The following is a 24,752-nucleotide window of genomic DNA, read 5'->3' on the forward strand; positions in this document are numbered from 1 at the left end:
CTTGAAGGTACCTTGAAAGGGGGTTTCGAGAGGTACCGAGGAGACAACCTTTCAGGGAGGCCGCCGGACGAACCGGCGACGCTACTCAGATGTGGTGCAGGGCCAAAAGTTCAACCCTTCCTGTTTTCACACCGCCGGCAAGGTCTGGTACCTCGCTCGGCCGTCAGGCAGTGGCGCGGCGGGTCTTGGCGGCGGCTTGCGTCGCGGCCTTGGTCGCCGAGGTGGTGATGGCCTGGAAGTTGGCTTCGGCCACGTCGGCAGCCTGCTTGGCAGCCTTGTGCACGCTTTCGAAGGCGTTGTTGGCGGCCGACACGGCCGACTTCACCAGGGCCACGGCGTTCTCGGTGCCGGCAGGAGCGTTCTTGACGGCGGTGTCCACCACGGCCAGGAATTTCTTCTGGGCTTCGGCGATCTGGGTCTCGGCGACCTTGTTCACTTCGGCGTTGGTGGCGGCCGCGATGTCATAGACATGGCGGCTGTAGGCGGCGGCCTTCTCGGCGGCGGGCTGCAGCAGCGAAGCCTGCAGGGCCAGCAGTTCCTGGGCGTCCTTCACAGACAGCACGGCCTTGGTGTGGTCTGAAGCCTCGCCCAGCGAGGCCTTGGCGACCTGGAGGTTCAGCTCGACCAGCTTCTCGACGCCTTCGAAGGCCTTGTTGGTGAGGCCGAAAAGGGTTTCGACGTTGGCTTTGTGGGCGGCGATCAGTTGTTCAGCAGTCAGCATGTGCAGGGCTCCAGAGGTTTGGTTGGGATCTACTACCTAGGTGCTGCATTTTGTGCGCTGCAGCATGACCGGAAGTATAGGGACCGTTCGACGGCTTGCAAGTGGTTTTTGCTGCGTTGCAGCAAATTTAGACGGCTGTTTCTAGCAGGCGGCGCGCAGCTTGGCCGGCGGCCGTGACCAGGCGATGAAAGCCGGCAGCGGTCCAGAATCGCAGGCCCCGTCTCATCCCCTCCGATGCAAGCCTTCTACAGCGATCACTTCGTGCTGCCTCTCCCGCCGGGTCACCGCTTCCCGATGGGCAAGTACGCCTTGCTGCGGGCGCGGGTGGAGGCGGAATTGCCCGGCCTGCGGCTGCACGAGGCCCAGCCGGCCACCGACGGCGAACTGGCGCTGGCCCACGAGCCGGCCTATGTGAACGCGGTGGCCGAAGGCTGGCTCACGCCGGCGCAGCAGCGCGAGATCGGCTTTCCCTGGTCGCCGGCCATGGCGGAGCGGGCCCGCCGTTCGGTGGGAGCCACCATCGGCGCAGCACGTGCCGCGCTGGCCGAGGGCGTGGCGGCCAACCTGGCCGGCGGCACCCACCACGCGTATGCCGGCAAGGGCAGCGGCTACTGCGTCTTCAACGACGTGGCGGTGGCTGCCCGCCTGATGCAGGCCGAATGGCACCGGCATCGCCGTGAGCTGCTGCGGGTGGCGGTGATCGACCTCGACGTGCACCAGGGCAACGGCACGGCAGCGATCTTCCGCGACGATCCGACGGTGTTCACCTTCTCGATGCACTGCGAGAAGAACTTCCCGTTCCGCAAGGAGCCGAGCGACCTGGACGTGGACCTGCCGGAAGGCTGTCGCGACGAGGCCTACCTCGCAGCGCTCGATGACGGGCTGCACCAGTTCTGGCGGCGCCAGGCGCAGCGCCCACCCGGGCTGGTGTTCTACGTGGCCGGCGCCGACCCGCATGAAGGCGACCGGCTCGGGCGCCTGAAGCTCACCACCGAAGGGCTGGCCGAACGCGACCGGCGCGTGCTGGCGGCCCTGCGTGCACGGCGCGTCCCGGCGGCGCTTTCCATGGCCGGCGGCTACGGGCGTCGCATCGAAGACACGGTCGGGGTGCAACTGGGCACGCTGTCGCAGGCGTGGCAGAGCTGGCAGGCGTGGGCCTCCGATAATCGCCGCCCATGACCAGCGCCCGCCCCGAGCCCCAGGACCGCAGCCGCTACCGCCATTTCTCCAGCCTGCCCACCCGCTGGATGGACAACGACGTCTACGGCCACGTCAACAACGTCGTCTACTACAGCTTCTTCGACACGGCGGTGAACCGCTACCTGATCGAAGCCGGCGCGCTGGACATCCACCGCGGCGAGGTCATCGGGCTGGTGGTCGAGACGCGCTGCAACTACTTCGCCCCGATCGAATTCCCGCAGGCCGTCGATGCCGGCCTGCGCGTGGCCGAGCTGGGGCGCTCCAGCGTGCGCTACGAGGTGGGGCTGTTTGCCGAAGGCGCCCCCGCCACCGCCGCCCACGGTCACTTCATCCATGTGTACGTGGACCGTGCCACGCGGCGGCCGGTGCCGCTGCCCGAACCGTTGAAACAAGCCTTGCAGGTGCTGCTGTGAAGACCAACGACCTCCCGCTCGACCCGGCCGCCGTCGACGCCGCCATCACCTCGCGCCGTTCCGTGCGCGCCTTCCTGCCCACGCCGGTGGCGCGATCGGTCATCGAGGACATCCTGAAGGTCGCAGCCCGCGCGCCCTCGGGCACCAACGTGCAGCCCTGGAAGGTCCACGTGCTCACCGGCACGGCACGGGAGTCGCTGTCCGAGAGGATCATGGCGGCCTATTCCGACCCCGAGGTGGCCAAGGACCACGTGCAGGAATACGACTACTACCCGACCAGGTGGGTGTCGCCCTACATCGACCGGCGCCGCAAGATCGGCTGGGACCTCTACGGCCTGCTCGGCATCGGCAAGACCGACAAGGCGCGCATGCATGCGCAGCACGGGCGCAACTACACCTTCTTCGACGCGCCGGTCGGGATGATCTTCACCATCGATCGCATCCTGGGGCAGGGCAGCTGGCTCGACTACGGCATGTTCCTGCAGAACATCATGATCGCGGCTCGCGGCCGGGGGCTCGACACCTGCCCGCAGGCGGCCTTCACGCAGTTCCACCGGGTCATCGCCGAAGCGCTCCAGCTGCCGGGGTCCGAGATGGTGGTGTGCGGCATGGCGCTCGGCTTCGAAGACCGCAGCGCGGTCGAGAACCAGCTCGTCACCGAACGAGAGCCGCTCGAGAACTTCGTGCGTTTCCACGACTGAGGCCCGGCGCAGATGGCTGCTTCCGAACTGAGTGGCGCCGGCCTGTCGGCGCTGTGGGGCGTGCCGTTCGCCGGCATGCTGCTGTCCATCGCGGTGATGCCGCTGCTGGCGCCGGCCGTGTGGCACCACCACTACGGCAAGATCACCGCCGGCTGGGCGCTGGCCTTCCTGCTGCCGTTCGCCGCGCAGTTCGGCGCGGGCGTCGCGCTGCACGGCTTCGCGCATGCGCTGCTGGCCGAATACCTGCCGTTCATCATCCTGCTCACGGCGCTGTTCACCGTGGCCGGCGGCATCTACATCCGCGGCAACTTTCACGGCAGCCCGGGTTTCAACTGCGGCCTCATGGCGCTGGGTGCCGTGCTGGCGAGCTTCATGGGCACCACCGGCGCGTCGATGCTGCTCATCCGGCCGCTGATCCGTGCCAACGACAACCGGCGCCACAGCGCGCACGTGGTCGTGTTCTTCATCTTCATCGTGTCCAACGCGGGCGGCTCGCTCACGCCGCTGGGCGATCCGCCGCTGTTCCTCGGCTTCCTGAAGGGCGTGGACTTCTTCTGGACGGCCGCGCACATCTTTCCGCAGACGCTGGCGCTGGTGGGTGCGCTGCTGGCGATCTTCTACCTGATCGACAGGCGCTACTACGCCAGGGAAGGCGTCACGCGCACCGACCCGACGCCCGACACGCCGAGCTTCGGCATCGAGGGTGGGGCCAATGCGTTGCTGCTGCTGGCCATCATGGGCCTGGTGCTGCTGAGCGGCACCTGGAAGCCGGCACTCTCGTTCCACCTGCTCGGCACCGAGGTCGGCCTGGCGCAGCTGGTGCGCGATGCGGCCCTGGTGGCCATCACCTTCATATCGCTCGCCATCACGCCCGGGTCGGTGCGCGCCTCCAATCAGTTCTCGTGGGCGCCGATGGCCGAAGTGGCCAAGCTGTTCGCGGGCATCTTCCTCACCATCATCCCGGTGCTCGCCATGCTGAAGGCCGGCATGGACGGCGCCTTCGCGCCCATCGTGGCGCTGGTCACCTCGGCCGACGGGCAGCCGATCCCGTCGATGTACTTCTGGGCCTCAGGGGCGCTGTCGTCCTTCCTGGACAACGCGCCGACCTACCTGGTGTTCTTCAACCTCGCCGGCGGCGATCCGCAGGTGCTCATGACGTCGCTGGCCACGGTGCTGGCCGCGGTCTCGGCCGGCTCGGTGTTCATGGGGGCCAACACCTACATCGGCAATGCGCCCAACCTCATGGTCAAGGCCATTGCCGAGGAACGCGGCTTGCGCATGCCGAGCTTCTTCGGCTACATGGCCTGGTCGGGCGCCGTGCTGGTGCCCTTGTTCATACTCATGACCTTCATCTGGTTCCGCTGAGGGAGCGTCGAATGCCTGACCGAGTGCTGGTGGCCCGCGCGGCCTTTCCCGACATCGTCGATCGCCTGCGCGCTCACTTCGAGGTCGAGGACAACCCCGGCGACACGGTGTGGACGCCGGCGCAGCTCATCGAGCGCCTGCAGGGCAAGCGCGGCGCGGTGACGACCGGCAGCGAACGCATCGACGCTGCCGTGCTGGCTGCCTGCCCCGAGCTCGAAGCGGTGTGCAACATGGCGGTGGGCTACAACAACATCGACGTGGAGGCCTGCACCGCGCGCGGCGTGATCGTCACCAACACGCCCGACGTGCTGACCGAAACCACTGCCGACTTCGGCTTCGCGCTGATGATGGCCGCGTCCCGCCGCATCGCCGAATCCGAGCACTACCTGCGCCGCGGCGAGTGGACCCAATGGCGCTACGACATGTTCACCGGCACCGACGTGCACGGCGCCACGCTCGGCATCCTGGGCATGGGCCGCATCGGCCAGGCCATCGCCCGGCGCGGCGCGCTGGGCTTCGGCATGCGGGTGATCTATCACAACCGGTCGAAGCTCGGCAGCGACGTCGAGGCCGCCTGCCGCGCCAGCTGGGTCGACAAGCACACGCTGCTGCGCGAGGCCGACCACCTGGTGATCGTGGTGCCGTACTCGGCCGCGTCGCACCATGCGGTCGGTGCGGCCGAGCTGGCGCTGATGAAGCCGACCGCCACGCTCACCAACATCGCGCGCGGCGGCGTGGTGGACGACGCGGCGCTCGCCCGGGCGCTGCGCGAGCGGCGCATCGCGGCCGCGGGGCTCGACGTCTTCGAAGGCGAGCCCCGTGTGCACCCGGACCTGCTCACGGTGCCCAACGTCGTGCTCACGCCGCACATCGCGAGCGCCTCGGTGACCACGCGGCGCGCCATGGCTTCGCTGGCGGTGGACAACCTGATCGCGGCGCTGGGCCAGGGGCCGTCTGCCGGCAAGCCGCCCACGCCGGTGAATCCCGAAGTCCTGCGGACGTAAGCGCGCCCCTGACACAATCGCCGGCATGACTGAATGGATCGTGCTGGCCCTTGCGGCCCTGAACCTGGTGCTGCTCGTCTGGATCGCGGCGCAATTCAAGAAATCTTCCGCCGACGCTGCGGACGCCCAGCGCGACGAGCAGCTCAAGAACGAGTTCCGCGGCGGCACGCAGACGCTCGAGCGCAACCTGCGCGACGAGCTCACCCGCAGCGGCGCCACCACGCGCCAGGAGCTCAACGCGCAGCTCGCCAACTTCCAGCAGACCCTGCTCACCCAGCAGGGCGACGTGGCCCGCACGCAGAACGAGCAGATCGACAGCTTCCGCACCCAGCTGGCCACCACCCAGCAGATGCTGACCGACACGCTGCGCGCCACCACCGGCAGCCTCACCCAGCAATCGCAGGCCGCCCGCGAAGCGCAGGACGCCGCCCTGAAGCGCTTTGCCGACACGCTCAACGATCAGCTGCGCATCCTGGGCGAAGGCAATGAGCGCCGCCTGGCCGAGGTGCGCGCCACCGTCGAGCAGAAGCTCACCGCGCTCGCGGCCGACAACGAGAAGAAGCTCGAGCAGATGCGCCAGACGGTGGACGAGAAGCTGCATGCGACGCTGGAGCAGCGCCTGGGCGAAAGTTTCAAGCAGGTGGCCGAGCGGCTGGAGCAGGTGCACCGCGGCCTGGGCGAGATGCAGTCGCTGGCGCAGGGCGTGGGCGACCTCAAGCGCGTGCTGACCAACGTGAAGACGCGCGGCGTGTTCGGCGAAGTGCAGCTCGCCGCGCTGCTGGAACAGGTGTTCACCCCCGAGCAGTACGCCACCAACGTGGCCACCGTGCCGGGCAGCAACGAGCGGGTGGAGTTCGCCATCCGCCTGCCGGGCCGCAACGACGACGGCGCGCCGGTGTGGCTGCCGCTGGATGCCAAGTTCCCCCGCGAGGACTACGAGCGCCTGATCGACGCGCAGGAGCGCGCCGACCGCGACGAGGCCGAGGCCGCGGCTTCGGCCCTGGAGCTGCGCATCCGCAACGAAGCGAAGAGCATCGCCGCCAAGTACCTGTCGCCGCCGCACACCACCGACTTCGCGGTGCTGTTCGTGCCGACAGAAGGCCTGTATGCCGAGCTGCTGCGCCGCCCGGGGCTGGTGGACGTGCTGCAGCGCCACCGCGTCACGCTGGCAGGCCCGACCACGCTGCTGGCCATGCTCAACAGCCTGCAGATGGGCTTTCGCACGCTGGCGCTGGAGCGCCGGTCTTCCGAAGTGTGGAAGGTGCTGGGCGCGGTCAAGACCGAGTTCGGCAAGTTCGGCGACGTGCTGGCCAAGACGAAGAAGAAGCTCGACGAGGCGGCGCGCACCATCGACGACGCCGAGGTGCGCACTCGCGTGATGTCGCGCCAGCTGCGCAGCGTGGAGGCCCTGCCCGAGGCCGAGGCGCAGAAGGTGCTGCCGCTCGATCCGCAGGCCGAGATCTTCGACACCCCGCAGGCCTGACGCCCGGCCGATGTCGCTGCGCCGCGCCCTGGTCCCGCTGATCGCCGCCCAGGTCTGCCTGCATGCCTGCATGTCCGGCACGCGCCTGGCGGCGCCCCTCACCGCGCTGAAGGAAGGCAGGGGCGCTGCCGCGGTCGGCCTGCTGCTGGCGCTGTTCGCGGTGGCGCCCATCGTGCTGTCGCTGCGCGCCGGGCGGTATGCAGACCGGCATGGCTACCACCTGCCGGTGCGGGTGGGCGTGGCGATGAGCCTCGCCGGCGCACTCACTGCAGTGGTCTCGCAGCACTACCTCGCGTTGTGCGCGGCCGCCGTGCTGACCGGCGGCGGCACCTGTTTCGCGCTGGTGGCCATCCAGCGCTATGCGGGGCGGCTGACCCATGACGCCACCGAGCTCAAGCAGGTGTTCTCGTGGCTCGCCATCGGCCCCGCGGCGAGCAACTTCATCGGCCCGTTCGTGGCCGGCCTGCTGATCGACACTGCAGGCGTGCGCTGGGCCTTCGCCTTCATGGCCGGCCTGCCGCTGCTCACCGCATGGTGCGCGCGCTACGTGCCGCCGCAGCCGCTCGACCCCGGCGCCTCCACGCTGCTGGGGCCGGGTGCCTCGAAGCGGCGCAGCGTGTGGGACCTGATGCACATCGTGCCGCTGCGCCGCCTGCTGGTGGTCAACTGGGTGCTGTCGGCCTGCTGGGACCTGCACACCTTCGTCGTGCCGGTGCTGGGGCATGAGCGCGGCCTGAGCGCCACCGCCATCGGCTCCATCCTGGGCGCGTTTTCCATTGCCGCGGTGGTGGTGCGGGTGCTCATCCCGGTGCTCGCGCATCGGCTGAAGGAGTGGCAGGTGCTCATGGGCGCCATGCTCGGCACTGCCTCCATGTTCGCGCTGTATCCGCTGGCGCCCAGCGCGCTGCTGATGGGCGTGTGTTCGGTGGGCCTGGGCCTTGCACTCGGCTCGGTGCAGCCGATGGTGATGTCGGCGCTGCACCAGGTCACCCCGCCCGAGCGGCAGGGCGAGGCGCTGGGTCTGCGCATGATGGTGATCAATGCCTCCAGCAGCGTGATGCCGCTCCTGTTCGGCGGCGTCGGCGCGCTGGCCGGGGCGGCTTCGTTGTTCTGGGCTGCGTCGGCCTTCGCCGGCGGCGGCAGTGCCCTGGCGCGGCGGCTGGAGCGCGACCTCGGCGAGCCGCCGCAGCGTCAGTCGTCGGCCTGACCGCCGGGCCTGGCGCCGCGCCGGCGCTCCCGCACCACGAAGCGGGCCGCGTCGAGCGCATCGCGCAGGTCGGCACCCACCGGGCACGGCGCGCCGGTGACCCAGGAGGCGAGCACCTCGGCCGCCAGCGCGGCGGTGGTGATGCCGCGAGAGCCGAGCGCGGCCAGCACGAACAGGCCGCCGTGTTCGTCGGCCAGGCGCGGCACGAAACGAGGCTGGTCGAGCCGGCTCATGCTGGCGGCGGCAGCCAGGTCGGGCACGGCCCCCACCAGCGGCAGGCGGTCGGGCGCCACCATCCGCCAGCCCACGCGGCCGCGAAGCGATGTGGCGTCGACCTCCGGTGCGCTGCCGCAAAGGGCCGCGAGACGCTGCAGGTTGTGACTGTGGTCGCTCTCGCGCAGGTGGGCGTCCGGGTCGTGGTGCTGGGAGGTCGCGCCGCACAGCACCCAGCCGTCCCGCGGCGGCAGCACGTAGCCCGCCCCGGACACCGGCAGCCGTGCGGACCTCAGGCCGGGCGCGTGTTCAGGCAGCAGCGTGGTTTGGCCCCGCACCGCCGACACCGGCCACACCGGCGCAGCAGGCTCGCCGGCTTGTGCGCCGAGTGCCAGGTCGGCCGCGTTCAGTGCGTTGGCCAGCACGACCACCGGTGCCTCGGCCAGCACGCTGCCTGCCGCATCGAGCAGCTGCCAGAGCCGGCCCTGCCGGAGAACCGCCGACACGTCGCGGCCGCCATCGAATGACGCACCGGCCTGCGCGAGCCATGTCGCGGCCAGCGTGCGTGGCGCCAGCCAGCCGCCGCCCGGGTAGAACCACCCGCCGTGCGGCAGCGCCAGGCCGCTGGCTTCTCTTGCGGCGGCCGCGTCCAGCCACTGCAGGTAGCCGGCCGGCAGGCCGGAGGCGGCCAGCTGTTCGAGCGCCTCGGTGTCGGCAAGCCGCCCCTCCAGGCGGATGAAGCCGTCGATGCTGCCGGCGACCCGCCCCTCGGCGATCCAGGGCCGCACCAGCGCTTCGGTGCGCAGGGCGGCGGCGCGGTGCCATCGGGCATGCAGCCCGTCGTCGCCCTGGAAGGTGCCATGGAACAGGCCGCCTTCGTTGCCGGAGGTGGCCATGGCAGGCGCGGGCTCGCGGTCGAATACGCGGCAGGACCAGCCCTGTCGCGCCAGCGCCCAGGCGGCGGCACAACCGGCGAGGCCGGCCCCCACGACGAGGGCTTCGCGCGGCCCCTTGGGCGTGCGCAGGGCGGCGGGTGCGCGCTGCGGCGTGAAGCGGGGTGCGAAGCGCGCGACGGTCATGTCGCGCTTGCCGGCAAAGCCGGGCGCCTTGCTCACCTCGAAGCCGGCGCCGGACAAGGCATCTCGCACGCCGCGGGCCACGCTCCAGGTGGCGGCGGTGGCCCCGGGCGCCGCCAGGCGGCCCAGCCGCTGCAGCTCGTGCGGCTGCCACATGTCCGGGTTGCGCGCCGGAGAAAAGCCGTCGAGGAAGAAGGCGTCCGCCTCGAGCACGAGCTCCGGCAGCCAGCCGGCGATATCGCCGAAGGCCAGCAGCAGCTGCACCCGGCCGGCGTCGAATTCCAGCCGGTGCAGGTCGGGCGTGAGCAGCGGCCAGGCCTGCACCAGCGCCTCCGCGAGGGCCGGCTGCGGCGAACCGGCCAGGGCGCGGGCCAGGTCTTCGCGCTCCGGCGGGTGCTTCTCGATCGACACGAAGACCAGCCGGTCGCAGCGCGCGTGCGAGGGCGCGCCGCGCCAGGCCTGCCAGGTGGCGAGGAAGTTGTTGCCCAGGCCGAAGCCGGTCTCGAGGATCACGAACCGCTCGCGGCCGGCCCAGCGTTGCGGCAGGCCGTTGCGGGCCAGGAACACGTGCCGCGCCTGGTCCCAGGCGCCGGCTTGCGAGTGGTACACGTCGCCGAACTGCGGCGAGTACGGCGTGCCTTCGGCGGTGAAGGCGACCTCGGCGGGGCGGATCGGCGCGGTTCTCATGAGCGCTGCGCCAGCCATGCCAGCAGGCGAGTCCGGGCGGCCGTGAGGTGCCGGTAGGCGAGCACCGCCTCGCTCATGCTGGCCAGCGCGTCATGCAGGCGCTGCGCCTGCTCCGGTGTGGTCACCGCCTGGGCCAGCGGCTGCACGTCCACCCGGATGGTGAAGACGGCCTGCTCATGCGCGGGCAGCGGCACGAAGGTCTGCCGTTCGCTGCGCAGCCAGGCCAGCGCGGCCAGCTCGTCGGCGCTCCCATCGGCCGGCCATTCCTGCGACGGATGGCGCGCCGGGTGCTGGTCGTGTTGCCCATGCGGCGTCACGGTCCAGACATGGCGTTCCCAGCGCTGCGGCGCACACACCAGCTTCATCAGGTGCGGGCCGGCCGCCAGCAGGGTGGCGTTTTCGGCCACCGGCGCATGCACGGCTTCGAAGCGGCGGCCTGCCTTGTCGGCCGGGGCCCAATGCGATGGCAGGCACACGGCAAGCCACGGGATGGTGGCGCTGCGTCCGTCGACGATGGCGAAGTCCTCGTGCAGGGCGAGGCACAGCAGCGCCGCAAGGCGCAGGCGCGCGGGCAGGGCGAGAAGGCAGTCGCCGACACCCGCATGAGCACCGGCGAGCGGCGTGACGGCACCGCGTGCCTCGACCCGCCAGCCCAGCCGGAGCGCGGCCAGGCCGGTGCCGTCTTGGACGAAGACCTGCGGGTGCTCGGCGGCCGCCTGTTCGCACAACGCGTGCAGCGCATGAGACGCGTCGAAGGGCTCGACCGACACGAGTGCCTGCCCGGGGTGCCGGCTCAGCACGCCGAGCTTTTCGGCGAACACCGGTGAATCGGGCGACAGCGGCGTCAGTTGCGCCTGCCCGGCTTCGAGCCGGCGCAGGCCGGGCTGCATGCGAAACGGGGCGGTGACGGCGGAAAAGTCCAGGCTCATGTGCGGCCGTAGTGTCGCCGCTTCGGCCGGGCACGCCTGCCGTCATCGAACTGCCACAAATGGCGGCAATGCAACCGGAGACGAGCATTGGCGCAGGCTGCGTGGCGCTGTGCACTGCTGATTCACATCGTTGTCCACAGGAAGTGTTGATAGTGCTTCTCAGTTTGGCTGCCTCGGCCAGCCGCAACGTGAACCGGAAGGTCGCGCCGCGCGGAAGCCGCGTTCAGAAGAAGCGGTCCAGCGTCGGGAAGTCGGCCGTCGCCTGCACGCAGTGCCAGAGGTAGATCGCGAAGCCCGGGTCGCCGGTCCACAGCGAATAGCGCATGCGCCCGTGCAGCTGCGCCTCCCGTTCGGTCTGCTCGATGCCATGCATCGCGAAGGCCCGGGCGCGGGCCAGCCATGAAGCGTCCTGCGTGCGGCGATACAGCTTCAGGAAGGCGTAGCCGTTGCCGCCGGTGCCGTGGCAGAGGTTGGAGCCCTTGGCCAGCGGGCCGGCGCGCCAAGTGGCTTCGCCGGCGGCCAGCAGCAGCTCATCGAGCGCGGTGCCGGGCATGTCGGCCAGGCAGATCACGAAGCCGGGCGCGCCGTGGCAGAACTGCATGAGCATGCGCGGTGCGCTGCCGGGCGGCGTGTCCAGGCAGACGCGCCAGCTGGCCAGGCCGCCTTCGCGGGTGGCGGTGCGCTGCACCGTGGTTTCAATGATGGATTGCCAGGCAGGCCACTCGTCGTCGCCCAGCAGGTCGCGACCCTGGATCAGCACCGCCGCGGTGGCCGCGAAACCATGCACCGCATCGAGATACGTGCTCAGGCGGCCGTACAGGTCCTGCGTCCAGTAGTGGCAGCCGTGCTCCTCGGACCACAGCAGCTGCGACCGCAGCCTGTGTGCCGACTGCCGGTACAGGGCCGCCCAGCGGGCATCGCCGCTGCCGAAGCGCCGGTGCATGAACAAGGCCGCCAGCATGGTGCCGGGCGATCCCCACATCAGCTCGCGCGCCGGGTGGTCGAGGTTGCCGCCGATCAGGGTGGCCAGCCGGTCGGCCGTGGCCGCCGACGGCTCGAGCGCCTGGTCGAGCAGCAGGATGCCGGTGTCGCCCATGAGGTAGGAGCCTTGCTGCTGCAGAGCCTCTTCACCCAGCCAGGCGCGATTGAGCGGCAGCAGCGGCCGCACCCGTGGCGCATATGAACGCGCCAGGCGCACCGCACCCAGGCTCTGCAGGTGGTGCAGCGCCCAGATCACGCCGCAGGTGCCGAAGTACAGCGGGTGATAGGGCGGCAGGGCATCGGGCTCGCCGTCGCCGTCTGCATCGCGCGGGTGCACGGGCCAGTGCCGCTCGGGCGAGAAATTCGCCTCGGTGTCGCGCACGATGCGTTCGATCATGGCCAGCGCGCGCGCTTCGTTCCAGGGCGTCGTGCCGAGCGGCTCGTGGCGTGCGGGGTCGTGGAGCATGGCGCGGGAGTTTGCTCCACCTGGGCGGCGCCTGCAGCAGAATCGCCGGGCCTTGATCGACCTACACCACAGGAGCCAGCCCATGAGCGATGACACCCCCGTTTCCGACTACCTCGTGCTGTCGCGCGGCCGCTGGGACGACGACAAGACGCCCGAGCAGATCCAGGCGGCCATCGACCAGTTCTATGCCTGGCACGACCGCCTCGTGGCCGAGGGCCGGATGCGATCGGGGCGGCGCCTGGCGCGCGAGGGCAAGCTCGTCGGCCGCAGCGGCGTCATCGATGGCCCGTTTGCCGAGGCCAAGGAGGTGGTGGGTGGCTACTGGTTCTTCGTTGCGGCCAGCCTCGACGAGGCGGTGGCGCTGGCGGCCCAGAACCCCTGCATCGCCTGCGGGCTGAGCTTCGAAGTGCGGCCGATCGAGCCCGAACGGGCAAGTGCCTACAGGCTTGCGAACGAGACGCCGCTCTCGTCAACCTTGATTGACGGCAGCCGCGCCGTCAACTAGAGTTGACGAATGTCTGCAACAAACCCGGGCGGCATGCCCAGCGACCCGGCCGAAGCGCTGGCCGCCGTCGTCGCGCTGCGCCGCACGGCCGACCGGATGGAGCGTGCCGCGGTGGCGAAGGCGCTCGCACAAGGCTGGTCCTGGTCGCAGATCGCCGAGGCGCTGGGCGTCACGAAGCAGGCGGCGCACAAGCGGCTGGCCGGCCTCGTGGCACCTGCGCGCAAATGAACCGGCATCGCAGGGAAAGGACAGCATGTTCGAGCGACTCAAGCAACGCGTACGCGACATGGGCACGATCAAGGCCTTGTGCGAGGCGGCCGAGCGGCATGCGCTCGCCGCAGGTGAGCGGGAGGCCGGGGCGGAGCATTTCCTGCTTGCGGCCCTGGAGTTGCCCGACGGCTCGGCGCACCGGGCCTTCGAGCGGGTCGGGGCGGATGCGGCCCGGCTCGGCGCGGCCGTCGAACAGCAGTACCGCGACGCGCTGCATGGCGTTGGCGTGGACCCCGAACCCCTGGAGGCTGCGGCGGGTGCGCCCGAGCCGCTGGCCCCGGCCGCCGGGCTGTACCGCGCGGCGCCGTCCGGGCAGGCGGTGATGCAGCGGCTGGCCGCCTTGCGCGCCGAGGACAAGGGCGCTGCGTTGCTGGGCTGCCATGTGGTGGCGGTGGTGGCTGGCATGCCGCAGGGCGTGGCGGCGCGGGCACTTCGCGCCATGGGGGTCGAGCCGCAAGCGCTGGCCCGGGCGGCCGGCGACGAAGCGGCCGCGCTCAGCCGGCGCGCGGCCTGAGCCCCACGCCCTTGAAGAAGGTGTAGCAGAACACGCCGCCGGGCTCGGCGGTGCGGTGCAGGTCGCGCAGCCCGGCGTCGAAGCGCTCCGCGCTGGCGAGTCCTGCGGCCACTGCGTCGCGTCGCACGCCTTCGATCATCGCGGTGAAGGTCCTGCGAGTGAAGCCGTCGGCCAGCGCCGGCCGGGTGGTGTCGGCATACACGAAGCGCGGCGACACATGCACCGCCTCGAAGCCCGCCGAGGCGAGCAGGGGCTGCAGCTGCCGCCCGATCAGCGCATTGCCGCCTGCGCGGCGCTGCAGCTCGACCTGGCATGCGATGGCCGCGCGGGCCTCGGCGCTGTCCGGGTGGAAGCACGCCGTGCCGTGGTCGCCTTCGATCACCGTCAGGCTGCCGCCGGGCTTGAGCTGCGCGGCCAGCGCCGCGAGTGCGCGGGCCGGTTGCGCCAGGTGCTCGAGCACGAAGCACACGAACACATGGTCGAACGACGGGCAGGCGAAGGGCAGGGCGAGCAGGTCGGCCTGCAGCAGTTCTACGCGGTCTTGCACGCCGGCTGCCTCGACGCGGCGCCGTGCGGCGGCCAGCGAGGCCGGCGAGATGTCGATCGACGTGAAATGCGCCTGCGGGCTGCGGCGCGCCAGCGTCACCGTCTGCGCGCCGACGCCGCAGCCCGCTTCGAGCACGCGACTGCCGGGCGGATAGCGGGTGTCGGCATGCAGCAGGTCCTCGAGCGTGCCGGCCTGGTCGAGCAGGCGGTCGGTTTCGCGAGGCTGGTAGCCGTGAACGTAGGAGGTGTGGTCGCTGTGCATGCGGCGCAGTCTGGCCTGCGCGGCACCTGCGGTCTTGAACGTTATTGCGGCGAGGCTGCCGCACGGCGCCAGGCCCCCGGCGTGAAGCCGAAGTGGCGCACGAACAGCCGCGTCATGTGGCTCTGGTCGGCAAACCCGGCGTCGGCGGCGGCCTGGACCAGCGGTACGCCGCGGCGGATCAGGGACCGTGCGCGTTCCGCCCGCTGCTGCAGCAGCCATGCATGCGGCGGCAGGCCATGGACCTGCGTGAAGCGCCGCAGCAGCTGGTACTTGCCGAGGCCCTCGAGCGCGGCCAGCTCCTCGAGGCCGGGGGGCTGCAGCAGGTCGGCGGCCAGGCGGTCGCGGACGCGCCGCATGTCGGCAGGCGCTTCGGGCGCCACGGTTGCCGTCGTGGCGAGGCGGCCCGGCAGCGCCGCGCCCAGCAGCGCCAGCGCCTCGTCGCAGGCCAGCCTGCCGAGGTCGGTGCGGCTGGCCTGCCAGACGTCGAGGCGGCCGAACAGCCGCAGCAGATGCCGTGCGAGCACCGGATCCCGTGCGGCCGGCCGGGTGAGCTCGAGTTCGCCCTGGATGCCGGCCCAGCGGGCCAGCACGCCGGGCTCGAAGTACAGCATGCGCCAGCGGCGCGAGGTCGCATCCAGCGGCCGGCCGTCGTGCACCTCGCCCGGGTTGGTGGCGATCGTGTCGCCGGCCATCGCATCGACCTGGCCGCGGCCGCTGGCGGAGCGATGGCCGCCCCGCTCGACGAGCCCGATGCCGTGGGTGGCATGCCAGTGGCGGCCGTAGTGGCGCGCGCTTTCGATGCGGGTGCCGAAGATGCCGGCCCATGGGCTGGCGTCGACGATGGCGCGGTGGGCGGGAGCTTGTGCCATGCAAGAAAAGGAGGCGTTGCGATTTCGGTCCATCGTTGCACACCAGCGTGCCGCGACCGTGACTTTTTCCATCGGCTGGCGAGGGAAGAGGGGGTTCGCGACACCCCGTGCTTGCCCTCCGTTTACCAACGGTTTACCGAGCGTTACCCAACGACATGGGCGATTGGCAGGCGGTTGTCCCCGGCTTTCTAAGCTTCCTGCATCGAACAGGCGCGAGCCACGCAAGGACCCAGAACATGTTGAACACCGAAACCACGGCCGCCTTCCGCCCTCTGCCGAGCGGCACCGCGACGCATGCCGCCTGGACTGCGCAGCCGGCCGAGCCGCGTGACGCGGCGCCCGCGCCGCGCACCGCGAGCCGCATCGCCGAGACGCTGCGCACGCTGCAGGACGTGGTGCCCATCACGCGCCGGGTGGTGCACGTGGGCGACACGATCTATCACTCGGGCGAGCAGTTCAGGAGCCTGCACGTCATCAACTCGGGCTTCTTCAAGACCATCAATTTGGCGGCCGACGGGCGCGAGCAGGTGGTGGGTCTGCACTTCAAGGGCGACTGGCTGGGTTTCGACGGCATTGCCGGCGGCCAGTACGGCTGCGATGCGGTGGCCATGGACACCGGCGAGGTGTGGATCATCCGCTACGACGCGCTGATCGCCGCCTGCGCCAAGCACCCGCCGCTGCTGGGCATGCTGCACACCGCCATGAGCCTCGAGATGACGCGCGACCGCAACTCGCTGCTGTCGCTGTGCACGCTGTCGGCCGATGCACGGGTGGCCGACTTCCTGCGCTATTGGGCAGAGTCCCTGGCGCAGCGCGGCCTGCGCACCGACCAGATCACGCTGCGCATGACGCGTGCCGAGATCGGCAACTACCTGGGCATGACGCTCGAGACGGTGAGCCGCGCGCTGTCGAAGCTGTCGCGCGACAAGCTCATCGCCTTCAACCAGAAGGGCCGCCGCGAGGTGCAGATCCCGGACGTGCGAGCCTTGTGCGCCTACATCCAGCGCAGCCTGGCGCCGGCTGGCAGCGCGGTGCTGCAGTAGGTCTTCGCAACCCGCGCATTCAGCGCGGCGCCGCCAGCACCCGGGCCATCGCCCGGGTGAGCTCCTGGCGGGTGAAGGGCTTGCGCAGCAGCTCCGGCGACGAAGCCTCGCCGGGGTCGAGCAGCTCGGACGAAAAGCCCGACATCAGCAGCACCGCGAGTTGCGGCATGCGCCGGCGCGCCAGTTCGGCGAGTTCGGTGCCGCGCATGCCGGCTCCGAGCGCGATGTCGGACATGAGGAGATCGAAGCGCTCGTCGCCCGCCAGCTTGGTGAGCGCCATTTCGGCCGTGGTGGCCGGCGTGACCTTGCAGCCCAGAGCGTTGAGGAAGTTCGTGACGACGTTGCGGACTTCCGGCTCGTCTTCCACCAGCAGCACACGCAGGCCGCGGGGCACTTCGTTGGCGTGCAGGGCCGACTGGCCGCTTTCGTCGCCGGGCTCGCGCTGGCGCGGGAGGAACAGCGAAACCCGGGTGCCCTGGCCGATGGTGCTGTCCAGCAGCACCGCGCCCTGCGACTGCTTGGCGAAGCCGTACACCGTGCTGAGGCCGAGGCCCGTGCCGCGCCCCGCCTCCTTGGTGGTGAAGAAAGGCTCGAAGGCCCGTTCCTTCACCGCTTCGGACATGCCGGTGCCGGTGTCCCCGATCGAGACTTCGACATAGGCGCCCGGGCTGTGGTCGGGCAGCTCCGCCAGCAGCGCCGCGGGAAGGCGGATGCATGGTTGCGCACGAAACAGCAGTTCGCCGCCTTCGCGCATGGCGTCGCGCGCATTGATGGCCACGTTCAGCAGCGCCGACTCGAGCTGGCCGGGGTCGGCCATGCAGGGTGGGCAGTCCGGGGCGATCTCGACCGCGATGCGAATGCGCTGGTCGAGCGTGCGGCGCAGCATGTCGGCCAGTGACTCCATCAGCGCCTGTACGTTGACGCGGGTGGGCTGCAGCACCTGCCGCCGTGAAAACGCGAGCAGCTTGCCGGTGAGCTCGGCGGCGCGCCTGCTGGCGCGGGTGGCGGCCCCCACCAGCTGCGGCGCGAAGCTGTCGCCCGCCACTGCCGGATGGTCCTCGAGCACCTGCAGGTTGCCCTGGATGATGGTGAGGAGGTTGTTGAAGTCGTGCGCAATGCCGCCAGTCAGCTGCCCGACGCTTTCGAGCCGCTGCGCATGGTTGAGCGCTTCCTCGTTGCGCACGCGCTGCAGGCTGGCTGCCAGCAGGTTCGACAGCGATTGCAGGAAGCGCACCTCGTCGTCACCGAACCGTTGCGGCTGCTTCGAGCGCACCGTCAGCACGCCCACGGTCTCGCCGCGGTCGGACAAGGGCGCCGCCAGGGCACTGGCGAGGCCGGCGTCCAGGTAGCTTTGCGGCACCTTGAAGCGGCGCTCGCTCGAGTAGTCGGACACCAGCAGCGGCCCGTCGGTGGCCACCACGATGCCCGGCGGCGTGTCGGGCCGGTTCGGCACGCGCGCGCCTTCGTGCTCGCCAAGGACGAGGCCCACGCCGCTGGCCACGCGGAACTCCAGCCGGCTGGGTTCGAGCAGGAACACGACCGAGGCATCGGCGTGCAGCGCCTCGACCGCGATTTGCGGGATCTGCTGCAGCAGCTGCTGCGGATCCCGGGTGTCCACCGCCATGCGGCCGACCTTGGCGACGTAGTCGCTGTAGCGGGCCCGCTTGAGGGCTTCCTTGACACGCGGGTACTCGCCGATGTCGCGCACCGCCGCCACCACGTAGGGCAGGCCCTCACCCTGCAGCGGGCTCAGTGCGATCTCGACCATGACCTCGCTGCCGTCCTTGCGGCGCGCCACCAGCTCCATCTGCGTGCCCATCGGCCTGACGCGCGGATTGCGGGAATAGCCCTCGCGGTAGGCGGCATGCCGCGGGCGGATGCTGTCGGGCACCAGCGCATCGACCGGCAGGCCGGTGAGTTCGTCCACGGCGTAGCCCAGCAGTTGCGCCGCGGCCGGATTGGCCAGCACGATGGTGCCGGCCTCGTTGACCAGCAGCACCGCATCGGGTGACGCGGTGAACAGCGAGCGGTAGACCGAACCTTCGTTGAGTGCCAGCACGTCAGGCATGGATCACACCACGACCGTGACGCTCGGCACGAACAGGTAGCCGGCCCCGCGCACCGCCTTGATGATCTGCGGCTCGTCGGCGTTGTCGTCGAGCTTCCTGCGCAGGCGCCCGACCTGCACGTCGATGGTCCGGTCGAATGGGCCGGCTTCGCGCCCGCGCGTCTGCTCCAGCAGGAAGTCGCGCGAGAGCACGCGGCCGGCGTGGCGCGCGAACACGTGCAGCAGGTCGAACTCGCCGGTCGTGAGCGTGACCTCGGTGCCGTTCGCGTCGAGCAGCCGGCGCGCGGCTGGGTCGAGCTCCCAGCCGGCGAAGCGTAGCCGGGCGTCCTTGCTGCCGGCCGGGGTGGCCGGTGCCGCAGCGGTGGGTGCGGAGGTCGCGGGCGCCTGGACTGGTGCCGGCGCGAGGCGGCGCAGCACTGCCTTGATGCGAGCCAGCAGCTCCCGCAGGTCGAAGGGCTTGGTCACGTAGTCGTCGGCGCCGATCTCCAGGCCGACCACCTTGTCGATCGAGTCGCCGCGGCCGGTCACGATGACCAGCCCGCAATGCCAGTGTTCGCGCAGCTGGCGCGCGATCGCGAAGCCGTCCTCGCCGGGCAGCCCGAGGTCGAGCAGCACCAGCTGCGGCGGGTCGGCGGGCATGAGGTCGAGCAGTGTGCGGCCGGTGCTCAGCTGGGTCACCCGGAAGCCCTGGCTCTGCAGGTAGTTGGCCAGCAGCTGCGTGATGTCGGGTTCGTCATCGAGGACGGCGATGTGAGGCAGGCTCATCGGCGAGGGCGTCCCGGCACGGACTGCGAATGCGTTGGAGCCTGCACTTTACCTTCGGGTCAGCGAGCGTGGGTACGGATGCCCTGCCGCATGGCCGGGCCCCGGCAATGCGGTCAGTTGTCGCCGGGCGGCCGCTGCGCCACGCGGCGGCGGCGCACTGTCACCACCACAGGGGCGGCGGGCGCAGCCGCGCGGCGCGGCAGGGGCGCGGGCCGGCGCGCCGCCATCGCTTCGGCCTTGGCAATGGCCTTGCGGACGTGGCGGGCGTTGAGCGGAGTCTCGTGGTCGCCGTTGAGCTGCACGTAGTCACCGCTGGGCAGCACCGCCAGGGCACCAATGCTGGCGCCACGCTGCACGCTGCCCAGCAGCCTGGGCATTTCGGGGCCGCCGTCGCGCTCGTAGGTGAAGCGGGCCCACTCGTGGGGGCCCAGGCGCACGATCCAGTCCTTGCTCGTGCTCATGGATGAACGGCCATCGGGTGGAGGTCAGGCATCGATCGGTGCACCGCCCGCCCAGCGGCAGGCCCACAGGTCCCACAGTTCGCGCTGGAAGGCCGCCGCGCTTTCCTGCCAGCTGACCAGGGCCTGCAACTGCAGTTGCTGCGTCTGCAGGAGGTACTCGGCGAAGCGCGCAGGCCATTCGGTGCTCCAGGCGAGGGCCTCTTCCAGGCCCGGCGGGGCGCCGCTGGCGCTGGGGGATGCAAGGGGCATGGCAGTTCTCCAGGAATGAGGCGTGGGGACGGCACTGAATCGCATCATCTGCCGGCATGCAGAGGGCGGCTTGATATCACACAACATGAAGCCGGCGCGAGTCTTACAGGCCATCGATTCGCGGGGGGCAACAGTTTGCAGCCTGTGGCGCACTCGCACCGGCATGTTGACTCGTTCGATTGTTCGTGCGCAAGTGCCGGGAGCTATCGCACGCGCACTTCGAATCGATGAAAGGGGCACGGATCGCCGTCTTGACGCAGCTCAAGACGGCCGGCCGTCCGCTCGTGGTGTGAACGGCGCCGGCGAAAGCACGGGTCTTGATCTGCATCAGGCGGGCACGGCAGGGGGACGCTTAGCCTCGGGCCATGCTCAACCACCACAGTCTCTGGTCCCTTGACGGACTGACACGCGAAGACGTGCGGTCGGTGATCGACAGCGCCCAGGCACTCAAGCGGGCGGCGCAGCGCGAGGGCGTGCCCGGCCTGTTGCGGGGCAAGCACCTGGCCTTGCTCAGCGACGACCATTCCGCCCCGGCGGCGACGGCCTTCCAGCGTGCGGCCACCGAACTCGGCGCCCAGGTGGCCCACGTGCGTGCCACCGACCCGGGCCAGCCCGATCGCCGCGACCCCCGCGACACCGCCGGGCTCCTGGGCCAGCTGTACGACGCCATCGAATGCGAAGGACTTTCCGACCAGCAGGTGCTGCAGCTCGACCTGAATGCCGGCATCCCGGTTTACAACGGCATCGGCGGCCTGGACCATCCGACCCGGGTGCTCGCCGACCTGATGACGCTGGAGGAATTCACCGGCCAGCCGCTGGAGCAGCTGGCCCTGCACTTCGCCGGTGAGCTGCACAGCCCGGCAGGCCGGGCGCTGGCGAAAGTGGCGGCCGAGGTCGGGTTCGAGCTGGAGCCGGCGACCACCGAGCATCCCCCGTCCATCGCCGGCGCGGGGCAGCAGGCGGCCGTGGCCGAGGTGGCTCATGCGGTGGCGGTCTGCAGCCCGGGCGAGGGCGGGCGCCTGCCGCTTCGGCTGCTGATGGCCGGTGGGGGCAGCGCGCAGGCGATGTCTCATGCGCAACTCGCCAACCAGCGCCGCGTGCTGCAGGCGCTGCTGGTGGCCACCGTGGCCTGAGCCGGGTCAGCAGGTCGGTCAGTACGTCTTGTAGGGCAGGAACTTGCCCGACATTCAGGATGCTCACCCGGTCACCGTTCGGGTCGGGTTGCCGCTGCAGGTCCATCTTGAAGTCGATGGCGCTCATGATGCCGTCGCCGAATTCCTCGTGGATCAGCTCCTTGAACGTGGTGCCGTAGACGCTCACGAGCTCGTGGAAACGGTAGATCAGCGGATCGGTCGGCACGGTGGTCGGCAGCGAGCCCTTGTAGGGCACCACCGTCAGCCAGCGCTTCTCTTCGGCGGTGAGCCCGAAGATCTCGGCCACCACAGCGGCCTGCTCGGCCGAGAAGGTCATCTGCCCCAGGCAGGCGGCCGTCACCCATTCCTTGCTCTGGCCCACCCGGGATGCCACGTCGGCCCACCTGAGGCCCTTGGCCACCTTGGTGGCAATGATCTTTTCGGTGACTTCGAGACGGCTGCCCATGCGTGATTCCTCAAGGTGGTGCGCGGTTTGCACACGGCGCCCCGGCTCGCAAGGGCTATGCCATCGGCACGACCGAGGGCAGAAGAAAAGGCGAGCCGCTTTCGCGGCTCGCCCCTGCCTGGGTGCCGGTGCGGCGCCTACGGCATGCGCACCACCGGGAAGGCCGGCTGGACCAGCCCGTGCGGCTGCAGCTTGTTGAGCAGCATCACCTCGATGCGCCATTCGTTGTCGGTGAACATGCCCGCCACCACCGATGTGCGCGGCGTGCTGCTGCCGGTGGGTACCAGCGTGATGGCCGCCCAGCCCATGGCCGGGTTGTTGGGCACGCTGTAGAACACACCGCTCTCCACGGTGCTGCCCATGCGGCTCAGCTGATAGGCGCCCTGGTACCCCTCGTGGCCGGGGGCGAAGGTGAAGGTGGCCTGCGCTGCCTCCAGCGGGTTCTCCGACCACAGGAAGCGGCCTTCGAGGCCCACCATGCTCTGGATGTCGTCGCTGCCGTGCCAGCCGGCCGCCCCGGCCAGGGCGAGCGCCTTGCGGCTCTCGAATTCGTCGCCGATGCGCTTGATCAGCGACGGGTCCCAGACCTTCTTCTGCATGAGCTGGTCGATGTACGGACGCACGATGCTCTGGTTCTGTGCCATGTCGATTTCCTTTCTTCCCTGAACTGGATGACGTGATGACAGCGCTCGCGACCGCCGCCCGGCATGGGCCGGTGAGAGTCGCCGGGGGACCTTAGCGGCCAGGCACTCCTAGGGTCTACCCCTAGAAGGGTGTGCTTCCGCGCGGCCTTCGGGCACGCCGGTTGCCTTTGGGCGCACGCAGGGCGGCGCGCCAACGAGCGATGTGGAGACGATGGATGGATGAAGCGCCCGCCCCCCCGGCAGCCAGCGAAGCGGTGCCAGAGTCGCCAGCGGTGCGCCTGCACATGCCGGTGGACGTGCGCAGCGCCGCCCTGGTGGTGCTGGCCGTGATCGCGCTGGTGGTGGTGCTGCGCTGGGCCAGCCCGGTGTTCATTCCGTTGATGCTGGGCGTGATGATCAGCTATGCGCTCACGCCGGTGGTCGATCGCCTGGCGGCCTGGCGGGTGCCGCGCGCCCTGGGCGCCGGTGTGCTGCTGCTGGCGCTGGTGGGTGCCGGCGGCACCACCGTCTATGCGCTCAGCGACGAGACGGCGGAGGTGATCGACTCCCTGCCCGATGCGGCGCTGAAACTGCGGCGTGCCGTGCGCCCGCAGCGCGGCGAACCGGAAGGCGCGATCGACAAGTTGCAGCAGGCCGCCGCCCAGATCGAGCAGGCGGCCGCGCAGGCCACGTCGCCTGCCAAGCCGGCGGCCGAACGCGGCGTGCTGCGCGTGCAGGTGGAGCGGCCGAAGTTCAGCGTGAAGGACTACCTCTGGACCGGCGCCCTGGGCCTGGTGAGTCTCATGGGACAGGCGGTGATCGTCGTCTTCCTCGTGTACTTCCTGCTGGCCTCGGGCAACACCTTTCGGCGCAAGATCGTGCGCATCGCCGGCTCCACCTTCACCAAGAAGAAGCTCACCCTGCAGGCGCTCGACGAGGTCAGCGCCCAGATGCAGCGCTACCTGCTGGTGCAGCTGCTGCTGAGCCTGCTGGTGGGCGTGGCGACCTGGGCCGCCTTCGCCGCCATCGGGCTGGAGCATGCGGCGGTGTGGGGGCTGGCGGCCGCGGTGCTGAACCTCGTGCCCTACGTCGGCTCGATCGCGGTGACCGCGGCGGCGGCCCTGGTGGCCTTCGTGCAGTTCGGCAGCGCCGAGATGGCGGCGCTGGTGGGCGGGGCCTCGCTGGTGATCAACCTCGTCGAGGGCTACCTGCTCATGCCCTGGCTCACCAGCCGCACCAGCCGCATGAACCCGGTGGCGGTGTTCATCGGCGTGCTGGCATGGGGTTGGCTATGGGGCGTGTGGGGCCTGCTGCTGGGCGTTCCCATCCTGATGGTCGTGAAAGCCGCGTGCGAACGCGTCGACGACCTTCGTGCCGTGGGAGAACTGCTCGGAGAGTGAGGCCGGTGAGGCCCGTGCAGCGAACTGGGGACTGGTTGGAGCGCCAGTGCGGAGGTAGTTTTTGCCGCAAGCCGGCGGCCGCCTGGCAACCCTTACTCGCGGCAGACGCATCAGACAGATCACGCGCGCGTGAGGCGCGCTGGGGGAAACCATGAGAGTGCTCGAAGACCCGACCGTCGCTGCCGCGCCGTCGCCGCAGGACCAGCAACTCGCCGTGCTGCTGGCCGCCCTGACCCGGTTGCGCAAGGGCGACGCCGAGGTGCGCATGCCGCTGCACTGGCCGGGGCTGGCCGGCAAGGTGGCCGAGGTGTTCAACGAGGTGGTCGAGCTCAATGCCGGCATGGCGCTCGAGCTGGCCCGGCTGCAGCAGGTGGTGGGCAAGGAAGGCAAGTTGAAGCAGCGCGGGGCGCTGCTGCAGGCGCCGGGCTTCTGGGGCGAGGCCATCGAGTGCGTCAACTCGCTGATCGACGACCTGGTGCACCCCACCAGCGAAGTGGCACGGGTGATCGGCGCGGTGGCCCAGGGCGACCTGTCCAAGAGCATGGCGCTCGAGGTGGAAGGGCGGCCCCTTGAGGGCGAGTTCCTGCGCACGGCCAAGACCATCAACAAGATGGTCGAGCAGCTGGGCAACTTCTCGGCCGAGGTGACCCGCGTCGCTCGCGAGGTGGGCACCGAAGGCAAGCTCGGCGGCCAGGCCAAGGTGAAGGGCGTGGCCGGCACCTGGAAGGACCTGACCGACTCGGTGAACTCGATGGCCGGCAACCTGACCGACCAGGTGCGCAACATCGCCGACGTGACCACCGCAGTGGCCAAGGGCGACCTGTCCAAGAAGATCGACGTCGACGTGAAGGGCGAGTTCCTCACGCTGAAGAACACCATCAACACCATGGTGGACCAGCTGCGCTCGTTTGCTTCCGAAGTGACGCGCGTGGCGCGCGAAGTGGGCACCGAGGGCAGCCTGGGCGGCCAGGCACGGGTGGAGGGTGTGTCGGGTACCTGGAAGGACCTCACCGACTCGGTGAACTCGATGGCCGGCAACCTGACCTCGCAGGTGCGCAACATCGCCGACGTGACCAAGGCGGTGGCGGCGGGCGACCTGTCCAAGAAGATCACGGTGGACGTGAAGGGCGAG

At 70.3% G+C, this 24,752-nt stretch carries 25 protein-coding genes and 1 pseudogene; 14 read left to right on the forward strand and 12 right to left on the reverse strand.

Features of this window, described 5'->3' with window-relative positions:
- Positions 1 to 163: 163 nt before the first annotated feature.
- On the reverse strand, positions 164 to 721 hold the full coding sequence (gene phaP, locus E8D38_RS22960) for a TIGR01841 family phasin (protein ID WP_140636027.1): 558 nt from the start codon (positions 719 to 721) through the stop codon (positions 164 to 166).
- A 234-nt stretch (positions 722 to 955) separates the two neighbouring features.
- On the opposite strand from phaP, the gene E8D38_RS22965 reads away from it, so the two are divergent.
- The 7 genes from E8D38_RS22965 to E8D38_RS22995 are packed head-to-tail and all read left to right on the forward strand — an operon-like array spanning position 956 to position 8,094.
- Positions 956 to 1,900: a histone deacetylase family protein gene (locus tag E8D38_RS22965; RefSeq protein ID WP_140636029.1), complete on the forward strand. Its 945-nt coding sequence runs from the start codon at positions 956 to 958 to the stop codon at positions 1,898 to 1,900.
- The gene (locus E8D38_RS22970) at positions 1,897 to 2,334 is read left to right on the forward strand and encodes an acyl-CoA thioesterase (RefSeq protein WP_140636031.1); all 438 of its coding nucleotides are present in this window, start codon (positions 1,897 to 1,899) and stop codon (positions 2,332 to 2,334) included. The genes E8D38_RS22965 and E8D38_RS22970 overlap by 4 nt, the downstream gene beginning before the upstream one ends.
- Positions 2,331 to 3,035 carry a nitroreductase gene (locus E8D38_RS22975; protein WP_140636033.1) on the forward strand — a complete coding sequence of 235 codons (705 nt, stop codon included), beginning with the start codon at positions 2,331 to 2,333 and terminating at the stop codon, positions 3,033 to 3,035. Before E8D38_RS22970 ends, E8D38_RS22975 begins: the two co-directional genes overlap by 4 nt.
- Before the next feature lie 12 nt (positions 3,036 to 3,047).
- Positions 3,048 to 4,400: a sodium:proton antiporter gene (locus E8D38_RS22980; protein WP_140636035.1), complete on the forward strand. Its 1,353-nt coding sequence runs from the start codon at positions 3,048 to 3,050 to the stop codon at positions 4,398 to 4,400.
- 11 nt (positions 4,401 to 4,411) lie between these two features.
- On the forward strand, positions 4,412 to 5,404 hold the full coding sequence (locus E8D38_RS22985; protein ID WP_140636037.1) for a 2-hydroxyacid dehydrogenase: 993 nt from the start codon (positions 4,412 to 4,414) through the stop codon (positions 5,402 to 5,404).
- A gap of 25 nt (positions 5,405 to 5,429) precedes the next feature.
- Positions 5,430 to 6,887, forward strand: coding sequence for a DNA recombination protein RmuC (locus E8D38_RS22990; RefSeq protein WP_140636039.1), 1,458 nt, complete (start codon positions 5,430 to 5,432; stop codon positions 6,885 to 6,887).
- A gap of 16 nt (positions 6,888 to 6,903) precedes the next feature.
- Positions 6,904 to 8,094 carry an MFS transporter gene (locus E8D38_RS22995; RefSeq protein WP_140636073.1) on the forward strand — a complete coding sequence of 397 codons (1,191 nt, stop codon included), beginning with the start codon at positions 6,904 to 6,906 and terminating at the stop codon, positions 8,092 to 8,094.
- Here the strand turns inward: E8D38_RS22995 and mnmC are convergent.
- The 3 genes from mnmC to E8D38_RS23010 all read right to left on the reverse strand — a co-directional run bounded on the left by mnmC (position 8,079) and on the right by E8D38_RS23010 (position 12,446).
- Complete coding sequence (mnmC, locus tag E8D38_RS23000) at positions 8,079 to 10,070, reverse strand: bifunctional tRNA (5-methylaminomethyl-2-thiouridine)(34)-methyltransferase MnmC2/FAD-dependent 5-carboxymethylaminomethyl-2-thiouridine(34) oxidoreductase MnmC1 (protein WP_140636041.1); 1,992 nt, start codon at positions 10,068 to 10,070, stop codon at positions 8,079 to 8,081. The genes E8D38_RS22995 and mnmC overlap by 16 nt on opposite strands.
- On the reverse strand, positions 10,067 to 10,999 hold the full coding sequence (locus E8D38_RS23005) for a heme-dependent oxidative N-demethylase subunit alpha family protein (RefSeq protein ID WP_140636043.1): 933 nt from the start codon (positions 10,997 to 10,999) through the stop codon (positions 10,067 to 10,069). Before E8D38_RS23005 ends, mnmC begins: the two co-directional genes overlap by 4 nt.
- A gap of 223 nt (positions 11,000 to 11,222) precedes the next feature.
- Complete coding sequence (locus E8D38_RS23010; RefSeq protein WP_219851842.1) at positions 11,223 to 12,446, reverse strand: lanthionine synthetase C family protein; 1,224 nt, start codon at positions 12,444 to 12,446, stop codon at positions 11,223 to 11,225.
- An 82-nt stretch (positions 12,447 to 12,528) separates the two neighbouring features.
- On the opposite strand from E8D38_RS23010, the gene E8D38_RS23015 reads away from it, so the two are divergent.
- From E8D38_RS23015 to E8D38_RS23025, 3 genes are read left to right on the forward strand one after another with little or no spacing between them, the layout of a single operon-like run.
- On the forward strand, positions 12,529 to 12,951 hold the full coding sequence (locus tag E8D38_RS23015; RefSeq protein ID WP_140636047.1) for a YciI family protein: 423 nt from the start codon (positions 12,529 to 12,531) through the stop codon (positions 12,949 to 12,951).
- Between the two features lie 9 nt (positions 12,952 to 12,960).
- The gene (locus E8D38_RS23020) at positions 12,961 to 13,179 is read left to right on the forward strand and encodes a helix-turn-helix domain-containing protein (RefSeq protein WP_140636049.1); all 219 of its coding nucleotides are present in this window, start codon (positions 12,961 to 12,963) and stop codon (positions 13,177 to 13,179) included.
- A gap of 25 nt (positions 13,180 to 13,204) precedes the next feature.
- Positions 13,205 to 13,735 carry a Clp protease N-terminal domain-containing protein gene (locus E8D38_RS23025; protein WP_140636051.1) on the forward strand — a complete coding sequence of 177 codons (531 nt, stop codon included), beginning with the start codon at positions 13,205 to 13,207 and terminating at the stop codon, positions 13,733 to 13,735.
- Here E8D38_RS23025 and E8D38_RS23030 read toward each other — a convergent pair.
- Both E8D38_RS23030 and E8D38_RS23035 read right to left on the reverse strand, forming a co-directional pair.
- Entirely contained in the window at positions 13,716 to 14,543 is an 828-nt protein-coding gene (locus tag E8D38_RS23030; RefSeq protein WP_140636053.1) for a methyltransferase domain-containing protein, read from the reverse strand. The genes E8D38_RS23025 and E8D38_RS23030 overlap by 20 nt on opposite strands.
- A 41-nt stretch (positions 14,544 to 14,584) precedes the next feature.
- Complete coding sequence (locus E8D38_RS23035; protein WP_140636055.1) at positions 14,585 to 15,412, reverse strand: AraC family transcriptional regulator; 828 nt, start codon at positions 15,410 to 15,412, stop codon at positions 14,585 to 14,587.
- 236 nt (positions 15,413 to 15,648) lie between these two features.
- Between E8D38_RS23035 and E8D38_RS23040 the strand changes: the two genes are divergently transcribed.
- On the forward strand, positions 15,649 to 16,455 hold the full coding sequence (locus E8D38_RS23040) for a Crp/Fnr family transcriptional regulator (protein WP_140636057.1): 807 nt from the start codon (positions 15,649 to 15,651) through the stop codon (positions 16,453 to 16,455).
- A gap of 19 nt (positions 16,456 to 16,474) precedes the next feature.
- Here the strand turns inward: E8D38_RS23040 and E8D38_RS23045 are convergent, their stop codons facing one another.
- The 4 genes from E8D38_RS23045 to E8D38_RS23060 form a co-directional block, all read right to left on the reverse strand.
- Positions 16,475 to 18,523: a PAS domain S-box protein gene (locus E8D38_RS23045; RefSeq protein WP_140636059.1), complete on the reverse strand. Its 2,049-nt coding sequence runs from the start codon at positions 18,521 to 18,523 to the stop codon at positions 16,475 to 16,477.
- A 3-nt stretch (positions 18,524 to 18,526) separates the two neighbouring features.
- A complete protein-coding gene (locus E8D38_RS23050; protein WP_140636061.1) occupies positions 18,527 to 19,288 on the reverse strand; it encodes a response regulator in 762 nt (253 codons plus the stop codon).
- Positions 19,289 to 19,401: 113 nt separating this feature from the next.
- The gene (locus E8D38_RS23055; RefSeq protein ID WP_140636063.1) at positions 19,402 to 19,749 is read right to left on the reverse strand and encodes a hypothetical protein; all 348 of its coding nucleotides are present in this window, start codon (positions 19,747 to 19,749) and stop codon (positions 19,402 to 19,404) included.
- Between the two features lie 24 nt (positions 19,750 to 19,773).
- Positions 19,774 to 19,998 carry a hypothetical protein gene (locus E8D38_RS23060; RefSeq protein ID WP_140636065.1) on the reverse strand — a complete coding sequence of 75 codons (225 nt, stop codon included), beginning with the start codon at positions 19,996 to 19,998 and terminating at the stop codon, positions 19,774 to 19,776.
- A 365-nt stretch (positions 19,999 to 20,363) separates the two neighbouring features.
- Between E8D38_RS23060 and E8D38_RS29390 the strand changes: the two genes are divergently transcribed.
- Positions 20,364 to 21,131: a Rossmann-fold NAD(P)-binding domain-containing protein gene (locus E8D38_RS29390; protein ID WP_140636067.1), complete on the forward strand. Its 768-nt coding sequence runs from the start codon at positions 20,364 to 20,366 to the stop codon at positions 21,129 to 21,131.
- Between the two features lie 18 nt (positions 21,132 to 21,149).
- On the opposite strand, the pseudogene cynS reads toward E8D38_RS29390, so the two are convergent.
- Both cynS and E8D38_RS23075 read right to left on the reverse strand, forming a co-directional pair.
- Positions 21,150 to 21,597: pseudogene (cynS, locus tag E8D38_RS23070) on the reverse strand (cyanase).
- A 137-nt stretch (positions 21,598 to 21,734) separates the two neighbouring features.
- Complete coding sequence (locus E8D38_RS23075) at positions 21,735 to 22,241, reverse strand: hypothetical protein (protein ID WP_140636069.1); 507 nt, start codon at positions 22,239 to 22,241, stop codon at positions 21,735 to 21,737.
- A 215-nt stretch (positions 22,242 to 22,456) separates the two neighbouring features.
- Between E8D38_RS23075 and E8D38_RS23080 the strand changes: the two genes are divergently transcribed.
- Together E8D38_RS23080 and E8D38_RS23085 are read left to right on the forward strand one after the other, a co-directional pair.
- Positions 22,457 to 23,620, forward strand: a complete 1,164-nt coding sequence (locus tag E8D38_RS23080) for an AI-2E family transporter (RefSeq protein WP_246099619.1) — start codon at positions 22,457 to 22,459, stop codon at positions 23,618 to 23,620.
- Between the two features lie 151 nt (positions 23,621 to 23,771).
- Positions 23,772 to 24,752: HAMP domain-containing protein (locus E8D38_RS23085; protein WP_181179373.1), on the forward strand; the 981-nt coding region annotated here is incomplete at its 3' end.

The sequence above is a fragment of the Methylibium rhizosphaerae genome (assembly GCF_006386545.1).
Classification (GTDB): domain Bacteria; phylum Pseudomonadota; class Gammaproteobacteria; order Burkholderiales; family Burkholderiaceae_C; genus Pseudorivibacter; species Pseudorivibacter rhizosphaerae.

What these genes read in the sequence shown, in the direction of transcription:
- E8D38_RS23025 (WP_140636051.1), top strand. Translation starts at nt 13,205, where the DNA reads ATGTTCGAGCGACTCAAGCAACGCGTACGCGACATGGGCACGATCAAG.
- E8D38_RS22985 (WP_140636037.1), top strand. Translation starts at nt 4,412, where the DNA reads ATGCCTGACCGAGTGCTGGTGGCCCGCGCGGCCTTTCCCGACATCGTC.
- E8D38_RS23080 (WP_246099619.1), top strand. Translation starts at nt 22,457, where the DNA reads ATGGATGAAGCGCCCGCCCCCCCGGCAGCCAGCGAAGCGGTGCCAGAG.
- E8D38_RS22980 (WP_140636035.1), top strand. Translation starts at nt 3,048, where the DNA reads ATGGCTGCTTCCGAACTGAGTGGCGCCGGCCTGTCGGCGCTGTGGGGC.
- mnmC (WP_140636041.1), bottom strand. Translation starts at nt 10,070, where the DNA reads ATGAGAACCGCGCCGATCCGCCCCGCCGAGGTCGCCTTCACCGCCGAA.
- E8D38_RS23075 (WP_140636069.1), bottom strand. Translation starts at nt 22,241, where the DNA reads ATGGCACAGAACCAGAGCATCGTGCGTCCGTACATCGACCAGCTCATG.
- E8D38_RS23060 (WP_140636065.1), bottom strand. Translation starts at nt 19,998, where the DNA reads ATGCCCCTTGCATCCCCCAGCGCCAGCGGCGCCCCGCCGGGCCTGGAA.
- E8D38_RS23010 (WP_219851842.1), bottom strand. Translation starts at nt 12,446, where the DNA reads ATGCTCCACGACCCCGCACGCCACGAGCCGCTCGGCACGACGCCCTGG.
- E8D38_RS23030 (WP_140636053.1), bottom strand. Translation starts at nt 14,543, where the DNA reads ATGCACAGCGACCACACCTCCTACGTTCACGGCTACCAGCCTCGCGAA.
- E8D38_RS22990 (WP_140636039.1), top strand. Translation starts at nt 5,430, where the DNA reads ATGACTGAATGGATCGTGCTGGCCCTTGCGGCCCTGAACCTGGTGCTG.
- E8D38_RS23035 (WP_140636055.1), bottom strand. Translation starts at nt 15,412, where the DNA reads ATGGCACAAGCTCCCGCCCACCGCGCCATCGTCGACGCCAGCCCATGG.
- E8D38_RS29390 (WP_140636067.1), top strand. Translation starts at nt 20,364, where the DNA reads ATGCTCAACCACCACAGTCTCTGGTCCCTTGACGGACTGACACGCGAA.
- E8D38_RS23005 (WP_140636043.1), bottom strand. Translation starts at nt 10,999, where the DNA reads ATGAGCCTGGACTTTTCCGCCGTCACCGCCCCGTTTCGCATGCAGCCC.
- E8D38_RS23050 (WP_140636061.1), bottom strand. Translation starts at nt 19,288, where the DNA reads ATGAGCCTGCCTCACATCGCCGTCCTCGATGACGAACCCGACATCACG.
- E8D38_RS23045 (WP_140636059.1), bottom strand. Translation starts at nt 18,523, where the DNA reads ATGCCTGACGTGCTGGCACTCAACGAAGGTTCGGTCTACCGCTCGCTG.
- E8D38_RS23040 (WP_140636057.1), top strand. Translation starts at nt 15,649, where the DNA reads ATGTTGAACACCGAAACCACGGCCGCCTTCCGCCCTCTGCCGAGCGGC.
- E8D38_RS22965 (WP_140636029.1), top strand. Translation starts at nt 956, where the DNA reads ATGCAAGCCTTCTACAGCGATCACTTCGTGCTGCCTCTCCCGCCGGGT.
- E8D38_RS23015 (WP_140636047.1), top strand. Translation starts at nt 12,529, where the DNA reads ATGAGCGATGACACCCCCGTTTCCGACTACCTCGTGCTGTCGCGCGGC.
- E8D38_RS22970 (WP_140636031.1), top strand. Translation starts at nt 1,897, where the DNA reads ATGACCAGCGCCCGCCCCGAGCCCCAGGACCGCAGCCGCTACCGCCAT.
- phaP (WP_140636027.1), bottom strand. Translation starts at nt 721, where the DNA reads ATGCTGACTGCTGAACAACTGATCGCCGCCCACAAAGCCAACGTCGAA.
- E8D38_RS23055 (WP_140636063.1), bottom strand. Translation starts at nt 19,749, where the DNA reads ATGAGCACGAGCAAGGACTGGATCGTGCGCCTGGGCCCCCACGAGTGG.
- E8D38_RS23020 (WP_140636049.1), top strand. Translation starts at nt 12,961, where the DNA reads ATGTCTGCAACAAACCCGGGCGGCATGCCCAGCGACCCGGCCGAAGCG.